Annotated in this window: 15 protein-coding genes; 5 read left to right on the top strand and 10 right to left on the bottom strand. The window is 70.4% G+C overall.

All coding sequences use genetic code 11. The features are described 5' to 3' along the window. Nucleotides 1-70: 70 nt before the first annotated feature. From ACSHT8_RS31705 to nadD, 6 genes are all read right to left on the bottom strand, one after another. Nucleotides 71-811 carry a ComEA family DNA-binding protein gene (locus ACSHT8_RS31705; RefSeq protein ID WP_436495245.1) on the bottom strand — a complete coding sequence of 247 codons (741 nt, stop codon included), beginning with the start codon at nucleotides 809-811 and terminating at the stop codon, nucleotides 71-73. Between the two features lie 123 nt (nucleotides 812-934). Then, nucleotides 935-1,783, bottom strand: a complete 849-nt coding sequence (locus ACSHT8_RS31700) for a DegV family protein (RefSeq protein ID WP_436495243.1) — start codon at nucleotides 1,781-1,783, stop codon at nucleotides 935-937. 52 nt (nucleotides 1,784-1,835) lie between these two features. Next, nucleotides 1,836-2,552, bottom strand: a complete 717-nt coding sequence (gene octT, locus ACSHT8_RS31695; RefSeq protein ID WP_436495241.1) for a diglucosylglycerate octanoyltransferase — start codon at nucleotides 2,550-2,552, stop codon at nucleotides 1,836-1,838. Next, a complete protein-coding gene (locus ACSHT8_RS31690) occupies nucleotides 2,552-3,166 on the bottom strand; it encodes a histidine phosphatase family protein (RefSeq protein ID WP_436495239.1) in 615 nt (204 codons plus the stop codon). Before ACSHT8_RS31690 ends, octT begins: the two co-directional genes overlap by 1 nt. Further along, complete coding sequence (rsfS, locus tag ACSHT8_RS31685) at nucleotides 3,163-3,549, bottom strand: ribosome silencing factor (protein ID WP_436495237.1); 387 nt, start codon at nucleotides 3,547-3,549, stop codon at nucleotides 3,163-3,165. The genes ACSHT8_RS31690 and rsfS overlap by 4 nt, the downstream gene beginning before the upstream one ends. A gap of 57 nt (nucleotides 3,550-3,606) precedes the next feature. After that, entirely contained in the window at nucleotides 3,607-4,197 is a 591-nt protein-coding gene (nadD, locus tag ACSHT8_RS31680; RefSeq protein ID WP_436495235.1) for a nicotinate-nucleotide adenylyltransferase, read from the bottom strand. A 247-nt stretch (nucleotides 4,198-4,444) separates the two neighbouring features. Between nadD and ACSHT8_RS31675 the strand changes: the two genes are divergently transcribed. The 5 genes from ACSHT8_RS31675 to ACSHT8_RS31655 are packed head-to-tail and all read left to right on the top strand — an operon-like array spanning nucleotide 4,445 to nucleotide 9,166. Beyond that, the gene (locus ACSHT8_RS31675) at nucleotides 4,445-5,128 is read left to right on the top strand and encodes a nitroreductase family protein (protein ID WP_436495233.1); all 684 of its coding nucleotides are present in this window, start codon (nucleotides 4,445-4,447) and stop codon (nucleotides 5,126-5,128) included. Nucleotides 5,129-5,172: 44 nt separating this feature from the next. Continuing rightward, nucleotides 5,173-5,820, top strand: a complete 648-nt coding sequence (locus ACSHT8_RS31670) for a hypothetical protein (protein WP_436495232.1) — start codon at nucleotides 5,173-5,175, stop codon at nucleotides 5,818-5,820. Then, the gene (locus ACSHT8_RS31665; protein ID WP_436495230.1) at nucleotides 5,817-6,545 is read left to right on the top strand and encodes an isocitrate lyase/PEP mutase family protein; all 729 of its coding nucleotides are present in this window, start codon (nucleotides 5,817-5,819) and stop codon (nucleotides 6,543-6,545) included. The genes ACSHT8_RS31670 and ACSHT8_RS31665 overlap by 4 nt, the downstream gene beginning before the upstream one ends. Nucleotides 6,546-6,597: 52 nt before the next feature. Next, on the top strand, nucleotides 6,598-8,688 hold the full coding sequence (locus tag ACSHT8_RS31660; RefSeq protein ID WP_436495228.1) for a RecQ family ATP-dependent DNA helicase: 2,091 nt from the start codon (nucleotides 6,598-6,600) through the stop codon (nucleotides 8,686-8,688). Between the two features lie 19 nt (nucleotides 8,689-8,707). Beyond that, a complete protein-coding gene (locus tag ACSHT8_RS31655; RefSeq protein WP_436495226.1) occupies nucleotides 8,708-9,166 on the top strand; it encodes a class I SAM-dependent methyltransferase in 459 nt (152 codons plus the stop codon). 96 nt (nucleotides 9,167-9,262) lie between these two features. Here ACSHT8_RS31655 and proB read toward each other — a convergent pair whose 3' ends face one another. The 4 genes from proB to rplU form a co-directional block, all read right to left on the bottom strand. Continuing rightward, nucleotides 9,263-10,378 carry a glutamate 5-kinase gene (gene proB / locus ACSHT8_RS31650; RefSeq protein WP_436502235.1) on the bottom strand — a complete coding sequence of 372 codons (1,116 nt, stop codon included), beginning with the start codon at nucleotides 10,376-10,378 and terminating at the stop codon, nucleotides 9,263-9,265. Nucleotides 10,379-10,536: 158 nt separating this feature from the next. Beyond that, a complete protein-coding gene (gene obgE / locus ACSHT8_RS31645; protein WP_436502234.1) occupies nucleotides 10,537-11,994 on the bottom strand; it encodes a GTPase ObgE in 1,458 nt (485 codons plus the stop codon). Between the two features lie 88 nt (nucleotides 11,995-12,082). Then, on the bottom strand, nucleotides 12,083-12,346 hold the full coding sequence (gene rpmA / locus ACSHT8_RS31640) for a 50S ribosomal protein L27 (RefSeq protein WP_436495224.1): 264 nt from the start codon (nucleotides 12,344-12,346) through the stop codon (nucleotides 12,083-12,085). A 14-nt stretch (nucleotides 12,347-12,360) separates the two neighbouring features. Then, complete coding sequence (gene rplU, locus ACSHT8_RS31635; protein WP_436495222.1) at nucleotides 12,361-12,672, bottom strand: 50S ribosomal protein L21; 312 nt, start codon at nucleotides 12,670-12,672, stop codon at nucleotides 12,361-12,363. Nucleotides 12,673-12,828 lie beyond the last annotated feature (156 nt).

The raw sequence follows: 12,828 nt of genomic DNA, 5'->3' as shown, positions 1-12,828 counted from the left end.
CGCTCCTGGTATCAGCCTCCCATCGTGTCGAGTGAACGGACGAGTGGTCGCTGACGAGTGCACCGGTGGGCTATCTGACGGTCACCAGCTCACGCAAGGTCTCGAATCTCGATTGGCCAATGCCCTCCACCTCCTTCAACTGGTCGATCTTTGCGAACCGGCCGTGTCTCGACCGCCACTCGATGATCCGTTGGGCGGTAACGGATCCCACGCCCGGCAGCGTGTCGAGTTGGATCAAGGAGGCCGTGTTCAGGTCCATCGGCCCGGGGATGACGCCTTGGGCCGCCACCGCGGGCGGTATCGGCACGCCGACGTGGATCTGCTCGCCGTCGGCCACCCGACGGGCAAGGTTCAGCGACGACAAGTCCGTGCCCGGCAACGCCCCGCCGCCCGCGCGCAGCGCGTCGGCGACCCGGGAGCCTTCAGGCAAGGTGAACAGCCCTGGCGAGGCCACCTTCCCGACGACCTCCACGACCACACCGGGCGCCGTCGCGGCACTCGTCGCCGCCACCGGGATCTCAGGCGGGACCTCCGGCGGCGGTGCGTGGCCGCCCGCGAGCACCCACACCCCGATGAGCACCGCCACCACGGCGGTGCCGATCAGGAGCGCGGGCCGGGCGAGGACCAAGGTGCGCCAACTCGGCGGCGTGTCCTGGTCGTCACGGGATCTGAGCCACCGGCCCAAGAAGCGTCGGCCGGGTGGCTCGTCGAGCCGGTGCTTGGGCGCTTCTTCGCTGTCCCACGGGCGTTTCGTCGCCGACGCCAGGCGGGCGAGTGCTTCGTCGATCTGCTCGGTGCGTGTGGATGTCATGCATTCGACGCTAGGGAGCCGGATTCGTCGTGGCGAGGGACCCGTCAGATCTGTGGATGAATTCGGGGCATGTGGACAGACGCGGCGGGCAAGGCCGTGGAATGTCAGGGGTTCGCGCGAGGTTTAGAGCTTGCCCGGGCACACCACGACGCTGAGCACACCCGGCCCGGTGTGCGCGCCGATCACCGCACCCAGTTCCGACACGACGCAGCCAGAGGACTGCGGAATCCGCTCGTCGAGCCGGTTGGCCAGTTCCGCGGCCCGGTCCGGCGAAGCGAGGTGGTGCACGGCCAGCTCGACCGGCTGGTCCCCCGCCGCCTCGACCGCCAAGTCGACCAGCCGCGCCAGCGCCCGGCTGGTCGTGCGGACCTTCTCCAATGGCACGATCTGCCCGTCCAGCACGTGCAGGATCGGCTTGACCGCCAGCGCGGTCCCCACCAGTGCCGCCGCGGCCCCGATCCGCCCGCCCCGGCGCAGGTACTCCAAGGTCTCCACGATCAGGAAGCTCTTGGTCCGCTCGGCTGCCTCCACCGCGGCCGCCTCGACCTCGGCCCCGTCAGCGCCCTCAGCCGCGACCGCCGCCGCCCGAAGCGCGGCGAACCCGAGACCCATCGCCGTCGTCCGCGAGTCGACCACCCGCACCCGGTCCGGCCCTACTTCCTCAGCAGCCAGCCGCGCGGACTCCCACGTCCCCGACAATTCCCTCGAAAGGTGGACGGACAGCACCCCGGACGCCCCGGCGTCGAGCAGTTCCCGGTAGGTCGCGGCGAACTCGGCGGGACTCGGCCGCGAGGTGGTGACGGTGCGCCGCTCCTTGAGCGCCGCGGCCAGTTCGGCGGGACCGATATCGATCCCGTCGCGGCCTTCGCGGTCATCGATGTGCACAAGCAGCGGCACGACCCGGACCGCGTGCCGCTCGGCGAAGCCCTCCGGCAGGTACGCGGTCGAATCGGTGACTACAGCGAACGGCACGACACCGGAGCCTATCCGGCCCGACCCCGTCGAACCTACGACCACGCCGGGGTCATGGCCCGACTTTCACCGACCTGATCAACGCGCCCAACGCCTTGCCCGCGTCCGAGTGGCCGTCCCAGCCCCAGTGGATGCCGTCCGGGTTGCCGTGTCCGTCGAGGACGTGCCGCTCCACGACCTCCCGCAGGTCCAGCAGGCTGACCTCGGACCGCGCTGCCCACTCGCGGATGGCGCGCTCGGCGCCCGCGCGCGCGGTGTGCACAAACCCGTACGCGCTCGACCGGTGCACGGCGGGCAGCGTCGCGATCACCGGGATGTCCGGCCGCAGCGCCCGGATGGCCACCACCGTCGCGTCCAGATACTTGACCGTCAGCGCGGCGGGCAACGCCACCGGCCGACCACGGGTGATCCGCGCGAGCCACGGCTGAGCCGCCAGGTAGCCCTTGCGCACATGACGACGCAGGCCGTCCGGTCGCAGATAGCGGATGCCCTGCCGGAGGTACGTCGGCAGCGGCGACGGCAGGGTGTCCATCCCGCCGACAGCCAGGACCAACACGTCGGCGCGAGGCAGTTGCGTCCACACCCGAGGGTCACCGGTGAGTGACCAATAGGCATCGCGGGCGGTCCAGCCGAACCCGGCGAACAGCTCCGTCTGCCCCTCGACGGCCGCTGCGGCGACGTTGGGCCACAACCGCGGGTCATCAGCCGGGTGCGGGCCGTCCGGTCCGTGGAAGCACAGCGAGTCGCCGAACATCAGCACCGTGGGCATCAGCCGGTGATGCCCGCGTTGTAGGCGATCAACCGCCAGTTGAGCCCGCTGGACTCCCGCCGGGCCAGGACGGTCCAGTGGCAGTTGGAGATCCCACCGAGCTGCGACCAGTTCGTCACGGGCAGGTCCAGCAATCGCCCGGTCAGCGCCGTGATCAGGCCGCCGTGGGCACACAGGACAGCGGTCTCCTCGGAGCCCGTGTCGAGGTCGGCGACCACCTCGGCGGCACGCGCGGCCACCTCGACCCTGGTCTCCCCCGACGGCGGCGCCAGCGTCGCGTCTATCTGCCACTGAGCGCGCATGCCAGGCCAGCCCTCGTCGACCTCGGCGCTGGTCTTGCCCTGCCACACGCCCAGGTTCGTCTCACGCAGGCGCTTATCGATGCGCAGAGGGACGCCCATGGCCTCACTGAACACTGTGGCGGTGTCCGTCGCGCGGCGGAGGTCGGAGGCGACGATCAGGTCCGGGGAGAACCGGGCCAGCGCGGGGACGGCAAAGCGCGCCTGGTTCCACCCCACGTCGGTCAGGTACGAGTCGAGGTGTCCCTGCATCCGGCCCGAGGCGTTGTAGTCGGTCTCTCCGTGCCGCCACAGCACGAGAGTCCGCAGACTCACGTGGCGACGTCCTCGTCGACCGGGGGCGCGGCGTCGAACTCGATGCGGGGGCAGTCCTTCCACAGCCGCTCGAGACCGTAGAAGACGCGCTCCTCGGTGTGCTGGATGTGGACGACGACGTCGACGAAGTCGAGCAGGACCCAGCGGCCCTCCCGGGCGCCTTCGCGGCGCACCGGCTTGGTGCCCGCCTCCCGCATCTTCTCCTCGACGTTCTCCACGATCGCGCCGACCTGCCGCTCGTTGGCGGCCGATGCGATGACGAAGCAGTCGGTGATCACCAGCTGGTCGGAGACGTCCAGCACGATCACGTCGCTGGCCTTCTTGTCCGCGGCCGCGTTGGCCGCGACCAGTGCCAATTCGCGCGCGTTCGGCGTGGCTGCCACATCTCTCCTCAGGGTCGAACACCTAATGCAACCCGTCGAGGGTACCTGGGTGCCAGGTCAGCCTTCCGCCAGATAGAGCCCGCGTTTCGAGATGTACTGCACGACGCCGTCGGGGACGAGGTACCAGACCGGTTCACCGGCGGCCACCCGCGCGCGGCAGTCGGTCGAGGAGATGGCCATCGCGGGCACCTCGATCAGGCTGACGGAGCCTTCCGGCAGGTGGGCGTCTTCCAGGTGGTAGCCCGGTCGGGTGACGCCGACGAAGTGGGCGAGCTTGAACAGCTCGTCGGCCTGCCGCCAGGAGAGGATCTGCTGCATGGCGTCGGCGCCGGTGATGAAGAACAGCTCGTCCTCGGGGTACCGCGCACGCAGGTCACGCAGCGTGTCGACGGTGAACGTGGCGCCTTGGCGGTCGATGTCGACCCGGCTGACCGAGAACCGGGGGTTGGACGCGGTGGCCACGACCGTCATCAGATAGCGGTCCTCGGCGGCGCTGACCTCGCGGTCGCTCTTCTGCCACGGCTGGCCGGTTGGGACGAAGATCACTTCGTCGAGCGCGAACCGGGACTGCACCTCGCTGGCCGCGACCAGGTGTCCGTGGTGGACGGGGTCGAAGGTGCCGCCCATGATCCCGATTCGACGTGACATAGCTGATCAGGGTACGTGGCGGCCGCGGCGAGGGACGGATGTGTGGGCGGTGTCTCCGGGGGGGCGAGGACACCGCCCACACACTCCTGTGGGGACCGGTTGGGCTTGGGGGGGTTCCCGACCGGGCGCGACCCGCTCCCCTGCGGCGGCCGTGCGGAGGGAGAACGCTGTGCCGATCGGTCCATGACGCCGAACAGATGGCAATTCCGTATGACCTGGGACACCGGCAGTCGGCGACACTCGGGCCATGGCTTGGGCTCCGATACACGATCAGCCGTACACGCCGGTTCCGTACCGGCCGGTGCGGGTCAGCGCCGAGGACTCGCTGCGCACCGCCGCCGCGCTGCGGGCGAAGATGGACCAGCGGCGGACCGTCCGCGCGTTCTCGTCCGAACCGGTCCCCGAACAGGTCGTCCTCGACGCCATCGCGGTGGCCGCGACCGCGCCGTCCGGCGCTCATCAGCAGCCGTGGACGTTCGTGCTCGTCACCGACCCGGAGGTCCGCGCGCGGATCCGCGAGGCCGCCGAAGAAGAAGAGCGCATCTCGTACGAGGGCAGACTGGGCGACCAGTGGCTGTCTGCCCTGCGCCCTCTGGGCACTGACATGCACAAACCGCACCTGACCGACGCGCCGTACCTGATCGTCGTGTTCGAGCAGCGCTACTACCTCGACGGCGACGAGCAGCACAAGCATTACTACGTCGACGAGTCGGTGGGGATCGCGGTCGGGATGCTGCTGACGGCGCTGCACCTGTCTGGGCTGGCCGCGCTTACGCACACTCCGAGTCCGATGCGGTTCCTGTCGGAGGTGCTGGGCAGGCCGCGCAACGAGAAGGCGTTCGCGGTCATCCCGGTGGGCTACCCCGCGCCGGACGCGATGGTGCCCGACCTGGTGCGCAAGGACCTCGACCAGGTGATCGTGCGGGTCTGACGGTTCGGCGCCGACCGAACGGATCGGCCCCTACCGTCGAGTGCATGATCCTGGACACCGGAAGTGTGGCCGGGCCGACCGGGTTGGTCGGCCAGATGGCGCGGTTCACCGACGGACCGGAGCACGCGGCCCGACGCGCCGCCGTGGTCGCCGCGTTTCCGCAGGTCGACGGCCTGCGGACGCGGGCGGCCGCGCGGGCTTCGGCGATGATCGACGGTCCGACGTTCGACGTCATGCCGATCGCGACGAGCGTCCCGGTGGCGGTCCTCGCGGCGGCTATGGGGATCGCTGACTCGGCGGTGCACCTCACCGACGAGCTGTGCGCGACACGCGCGGACGAGCCCGCGCGCGCTCTGATGGCGCTCGCGGGTGGTCTGCCAGCCGTCAGCGTGCTGTTCCAGGCGCGGGACGCGACCGCCGCGCTTATCTCGGCGGCGATAGTCGCGGGTGATCTCGACAAGGGAGTGCTCGACCTGCCGGTTCACTCGACGCAGCGGGACGGCCAATGGGTGTCGCTGGCGGCCGTCGGCACGTTCGGTGCGGGCAAGCACGGGTGTCCGGGGGTCGAGTTGGCCCTCGCGCTCGCACAGGGCGTCCTGGACGCGTTGGACGGCGTGCGGGTGGTGGGTCCGGTGACGTACGAATCCCGTCCCAATCTGCGGATGCCGACCCGGCTGATGGTGACCCGATGACCTTCGCCGAACTGCACCGAGGCCGCTTCGTGCTCCCCAACGCCTGGGACGTCGCGTCGGCGCTGCTGCTGGCCGACGCGGGCTTCCCCGCGATCGGGACGACGAGCCTGGGCGTGACGGCCGCCGCTGGGGTGCCCGACGGCTCGAACGACTCCCCTGAATTGACGATGGCCTTGGCGCGGGCCCTGTCCGGCAGGCTTTCTGTCCCGCTCACGGTCGATCTTGAGGGCGGCTACTCCGACGATCCGCGGGCTGTCGCCGAGTTGGCGGTCGAGTTGGTGGAGCTAGGGGTGGCGGGGATCAACTTGGAGGACGGTCACCGCACGGCCGAGGCGCAGGCGGCGATCGTCAGCGCTGTCGCGGCGGCGGCGCCCGGGTTGTTCATCAACGCGCGGACCGACACGTATTGGCTCGGCTATGGCGGAATTGATGAGACGGTTCGCCGGCTGGCTGTCTATCGGGACGCGGGCGCGTCCGGGGTGTTCGTTCCAGGCATGACCTCGGCGGCCGACGTCGCGGTCGTGGTCGAGGCGATCCGGCTGCCGTTGAATATCTTGTGGCAGCCGGAAATCCCGGCGGGCGTGACCAGGGTGAGCACCGGATCGGCTCTCTACCGGCACGCGTTGGCCTCGGCATTGGCGGTCGCGGAGTCCGCACGCGACGGCGGCCGGCCCACGTCCACGGCGATCTCCTACGACGAACTTCAGGTCAAGCTCGCACGCTGAGCCTGTGGACAACTTTTCGCCCGCCGCGCGCCGATGCTGTAAGCAAGACAGTGTGGACGAAGAAGCACTGCGAACAACGGCCGAAGAGCGCCTGCGGGCGCTCGCGGGACCGGACGCCCGACTGCGTGACGACCAATGGACCGCCATCCGCGGCCTGGTCGCCGACCGCGGCCGGGCGCTGGTCGTGCAGCGGACCGGGTGGGGCAAGTCGGCGGTGTACTTCGTCGCGACGGCGTTGCTGCGCTCGCTGGGCGAGGGTCCGACGGTGATCGTGTCCCCCTTGCTGGCGTTGATGCGCAACCAGGTCGACGCCGCGGCCCGGGCGGGGGTGCACGCGGCGACGATCAACTCGGCCAACCTGGATGAGTGGGACGCGGTGCACGAGGCCGTGGCCGACGGCTCGGTGGATGTGCTGTTGGTGAGCCCGGAACGGCTCAACAACCCCGATTTCCGCGACACGGTGCTGCCGAAGCTGACGGCGTCGGCTGGCCTGCTGGTGGTCGATGAGGCGCACTGCATCTCCGACTGGGGCCACGACTTCCGGCCCGACTACCGGCGTCTGCGCACACTCATCGCCGAACTGCCCGCAGGGGTTCCCGTTCTCGCGACGACGGCGACAGCCAACGACCGGGTCGTCCGCGATGTGGCGCAGCAACTCGCGCTCACCGACGACTCGATGGTGTTGCGCGGCGCCCTCGACCGGGAGAGCTTGCGGCTGGGTGTCCTCCGGCTGCCGACAGCGCAGGCGCGGCTGGCGTGGATCGCGGAGAACCTCGACCGGTTCACCGGCTCCGGGATCATCTACACGCTGACCGTGGCGGCGGCGGAGGAACTGGCGGCGTTCCTGCGGGAACGCGGGTTCGAGGTCGCGGCGTACACGGGCAAGACAGAGCAGGCCGATCGGCTCCAAGCCGAGGACGACTTGCTGAACAACCGGGTGAAGGCGCTGGTGGCGACGTCAGCGCTGGGCATGGGCTTCGACAAGCCGGACTTGGGTTTCGTGGTCCACGTCGGCGCGCCGCAGTCGCCGATCTCGTACTACCAACAGATCGGCCGAGCGGGACGTGGCGTCAAGCGAGCGGACGTTGTGCTGCTGCCTGGGCGGGAAGACCGGGACATCTGGTCGTACTTCGCGTCGCTGGCGTTCCCGCCGGAGCGGGTGGTGCGGGAAGTGCTGTCCGCGCTCGATTCCGCGGGCCAGGCCCTGTCGACGCAACGGCTCGAACCACTCGTCGACCTGGCCCGAGGCCGGTTGGAGATGGTGCTCAAGGTGCTCGACGTCGACGGGGCGGTCCGGAGGGTCCGCGGCGGCTGGGAGTCGACGGGCCAGGCGTGGGAGTACGACGCCGAGCGCTACGCCCGCATCGCGACGGCGCGGGACGCCGAGCAGCGGGCCATCGAGGAGTACCAGGAGACCGCGGGCTGCCGCATGGAGTTCCTGCTCCGCCAACTCGACGATCCACACGCGGCGCCGTGCGGCCGGTGCGACAACTGCACGGGCGAGCGGTGGAGCGACGAGGTCTCTGGGGCCGGTGTCGAGGCGGCGCGCGAGCGGCTGCGCAGGCCGGGGGTCGATCTGCCGCCCAAGAAGCAGTGGCCGACCGGGATGTCCACTTTGGGCGTTCGACTCTCGGGGAAGATCAAGCCCGAGCAGTGCGCCGAGACCGGCCGCGCCCTCGGCAGGCTCACCGACATCGGCTGGGGCAACCGGTTGCGCGAGGTGTTCGCCGCGCCGGACGCCCCGATCCCCGACGACGTGTTCGACGCCTGCGTGAAGGTGCTCGCCGCCTGGGACTGGGCGCGCCGGCCGGTGGGCGTGGTGACGATCGCGTCCGGCAGCAGGCACGCGCTCGTGTCGAGCTTCGGTTCCCGCATCGCCCAGATCGGACGTCTCCCACTGCTCGGCGAGATCTCGACAGGCGAACGAGCGCCGCGGGCCAACAGCGCACACCGGCTGGCCCAGTTGTGGGGCTCGCTCCAGGTCTCGGACACCCTGGCGGCTCGGGTGTCCGAAGTGGAGGGTCCAGTGCTGGTGATCGACGACCGCGTCGACACCGGCTGGACGATGACCGTCGCCGCCGCGATGCTGCGCGACGCGGGCGCGGAAGGGGTGATGCCGTTCGCATTGGCGACGACGAACTGACCGGTGCCATGGTGACCCGGTGACGATCACCGAACGCGCCGCCTACTACGACCGACTCGAAGCGCGCACCGGCATGCGCGAGACCCGACAACGGTCGTACGCCCTGCTCGACGCCCCACCCGGAGCCACCATCGTGGACGTCGGCTGCGGCGCGGGACACGCGGCGGCGGAACTCGCCGAACTCGGCTACCGGCCGATCGGGGTGGACGTCGACCCGGACGCGGTGACGCTCGCCCGGCAGCGAGTGCCAGACCACGCGGGCTTCGCTGAGGTGTCGCTGCAGGTCCACACGGAAGTCCTGACTGACCACGCGGCGCTGTTGCCCGCGCTGGGCAACATGGCCAAGGCCGCCCTGAAGGCCGAGGCCTGCACCCAAACCGAGGCCGACGAGTGGCTGGCCGACTTGGCCGCCCGCGCCGACCGCGGCCGCCTGACGATCACCTGGCCCCTCGTGTTCGCGGTGGGCACTCGCACGTAGCCGAAGGAGGAATGCCGTACGAGCAGATAGACAACCGAATACGGTCACCCGGCACCGGACGCTGCCACAGCGACGCCGCTCGGTCTCCAGCGGGCGTCAGTGGTGGAGTGGGACCAGGTCGTCGGCGTGGACTACCTCGCGGCGCTGGTCGTTGGGGAGGTGGTGGCTGGAGCGACCGATGAGGCTCGGCAGCTCGGCGGCGTCGAAGGCGACCACACCGCGGGCGATGACCTTGCCTGCCAGGTCGGCCAGTTCCACGACGTCACCCGCCTCGAAGTCGCCGGTGATCGAGGTGATGCCTGCGGCGAGGAGGGAGCGGCGGCGGACGACCACCGCGGCGACGGCACCGTCGTCGAGGGTGAGCCTGCCTGCGGCCTCGGCGGCGTAGGCCAGCCAGAAGCGGCGTGCGGACAGGCGGCGGCCACCGGAGGCGAACGCCGTGCCGACCGATGCTGACGTCAGGGCCTGGGGTGCCTGGGCCGCCGACGCCAGCAGCACCGGCACGCCCGCGGCCGACGCGAGGCGCGCGGCGGCGAGTTTCGACGCCATGCCACCGGTTCCCAGGCCGGAGGCACCCACCGAACCGGCATCGACGCCGTCCACATCGGACTGGTCGGCGACCTCGTCGATGCGACGGGCGGCGCCGCGGCGCGGGTCGCCGTCATAGAGGGCGTCCACGTCGGACAGCAGGATGAGGGCGTCCGCGCCGATGAGGTGGGCGACAAGGGCGGCGAGGCGGTCGTTGTCGCCGAAGCGGATCTCCTCGGTGGCCACCGTGTCGTTCTCGTTGACGACGGGCACAACACCCAGCGCGATCAGCCGCGACAGGGTGCGCTGCGCGTTGCGGTAGTGGGACCGGCGGACGACGTCGTCCGCGGTGAGGAGGACTTGGCCGACCGTGAGCGAGTAGCGGGCGAACGACGCCACGTAGGCGTGGCCGAGCACGAGTTGGCCCACGCTCGCCGCCGCCTGCTGGGTTGCGAGATCACGCGGACGACGCGGGATGCCCAGCGGCGCCAGCCCAGCGGCGATGGCACCGGACGACACGAGCACAACCTGGCTCCCCGCCGCCCGACGAGCCGCGACCGCATCAACCAACGCGTCAAGGCGAGCCGGATCGAGGCCACCCTCAGCAGTCGTCAGCGACGACGACCCAACCTTCACCACGACAAGCCGCGCCGACGCCACCGCTTCCCGCGTGGACGACCGCAACGGGGTGGCGCCATTCGCGGCAAGGGCCGGGCCGCCGACCCCGGGAACGAGCGGGTTGACGGGGCCGCCTGCAGCAAGTGCCGGGTCGGCCGGTTCACTGTTCGCGGGACCTGTCGGGGCGGCCGAGCTGCCGACCGCGGGAAGGCGCGGCTGGGGGGTCACTCGTCGCCCTCTTCGGACTCGGGGTCCGCGGAGGGGTCGCGGCGGGCGAGTTTGGCGGCCTTGCGTTCGGCGGCGCCGATGCGTTCGGCCTGGTCGAGGCGGGGGTCGCTGCCTCGGCCGTGCATCATCACCGCGACGCCTGCCGGGGTGGACGGTTCCCAGTCGAAGGTGATGTTTCCGATGGTCACCGGGCAGCCGGGGCGGGCGCCTGCCTTGGCCAGTGCTTCCTCGACGCCCAGGCGGGCCAGGCGGTCGCCCAGGTAGCCGATGGCCTCGGTGTTGGCGAAGTCGGTCTGGCGGACCCAGCGCTGGGGGCGCTCGCCGTGGATGATGAAGCCGCCCTCTTCGTCCGGGTCGGGCTCGACCTTGAAACCGGCGTCGTCGACGGCAGTCGGGCGCAGGACGACGCGGGTGGGCTCAGGGGCGGGCTTGCTGGCGCGGTCTTCCTCGATGACCTTGGCCAGGGCGAAGCTCAGCTCGCGCAGGCCCTCGCGGGAGGCGGTCGAGACCTCGAACACCGGCAGGCCGCGGGCCTCGATGTCCGGCCGGACCAGCTCGGCCAGTTCGCGGGCCTCGGGGACGTCGATCTTGTTCAGCACCACGATGCGGGGACGGTCGGCGAGGGTGCCGCCGAGGGCCGGGGTGTAGAGGGCGAGTTCCTGCTCGAGGGCGTCGATGTCGGAGATCGGGTCGCGGTCGGCCTCGTAGGTCGCGCAGTCGATCACGTGGACGAGCACCGAGCAGCGCTCGATGTGGCGCAGGAAGTCCAGGCCGAGGCCCTTGCCCTGGCTGGCGCCCGGGATGAGGCCGGGGACGTCGGCGATGGTGTAGATCGACTCCCCCGCCGTGACGACGCCGAGGTTGGGGACCAGGGTCGTGAAGGGGTAGTCGGCGATCTTGGGCTTGGCCGAGGACATGACCGAGATCAGCGACGACTTGCCCGCCGACGGGAAGCCGAGCAGGCCCGCGTCGGCGACGGAGCGCAGCTCCAGGACCAGGTCGCGGGTCTCCCCCGGCTCGCCGAGCAGGGCGAAGCCGGGTGCGCGGCGGGCCTTGGAGGCCAGCGCGGCGTTGCCGAGGCCGCCGCGGCCGCCCTGGGCGGCGACGAAGCGGGTGCCGTGGCCGGTGAGGTCGGCGACGATCTCGCCGTCCGGGGTGAGCACTACGGTGCCGTCTGGCACCTTCCACTCGACCGTCTCGCCGGTCGCGCCGTCGCGGTTGGAGCCTTGGCCCTGTTTGCCGCTGCCCGCGTCGGCGTGCGGGCGGAAGTGGAAGTCGAGCAGCGTGTGGACGTTGCTGTCGACGACGAGGACGACGTCGCCGCCGTTGCCGCCGTTGCCGCCGTCCGGCCCGCCGAGAGGCTTGAACTTCTCCTTGTGCACCGACGAGCAACCGTTGCCGCCGCTGCCCGCGGCTACGTGGATGACCACTCGGTCAACGAATCGGGACACCAGAATTTCCTCTCACAACGAACAAAAAGACGAGGGGTGGGCCGGATGCGATCCAGCCCACCCCTCGTCGGAGTCTTGCGTTCGGGACGACTTAGGCAGCCGTCTCGACGGGGACGATGTTCACGGTCTTGCGGCCGCGCTTCTCGCCGAACTGGACCGCACCGGCGGCCAGGGCGAACAGCGTGTCGTCCTTGCCGCGGCCGACGTTCACACCGGGGTGGAACTTGGTGCCGCGCTGGCGGATCAGGATCTCGCCGGACTTGACGACCTGGCCGCCGTAGCGCTTCACGCCGAGGTACTGGGCGTTGGAGTCGCGCCCGTTACGCGAGCTGGATGCACCTTTTTTGTGTGCCATGGCTGCTCAGGTCCTCACTTAACCTTGATGCCGGTGACCTCGACGCGGGTCAGCTTCTGACGGTGACCCTGGCGCTTGTGGTAGCCGGTCTTGTTCTTGAACTTGTGGATACGGATCTTCGGACCCTTGGTCTGCTCGACGACCTTGCCGGTCACCGAAACCTTCGCCAGGGCGTCCGCGTCGGTGGTGACGTCGGTGCCGTCGACGACGAGCACGGCCGCGAGGCTCAGCTCGGTGCCCGGCGCGCCCTCGAGCTTCTCGACCTCGACGACGTCGCCGACAGCCACCTTGTACTGCTTGCCGCCGGTCTTGACGATCGCGTACATCGGGAAGGCTCCTGCATTGCTAGACGATGGGGGTCATGGGTGCCCTTACAGCCTCGAGATTCACCAGAGGCGGGCTTCTCACGACGCAGCCCACCGAGCGGCGGGCTGCGTCACAGATTACGTGGCCGTTGGAATCGAGGTCAAACCGGGGTGGCC

Source organism: Actinokineospora sp. HUAS TT18 (genome assembly GCF_051364635.1).
GTDB lineage: Bacteria > Actinomycetota > Actinomycetes > Mycobacteriales > Pseudonocardiaceae > Actinokineospora.
Note: the sequence above shows the minus strand (reverse complement) of the source record. Positions and strands in the feature narration are given on the sequence as shown.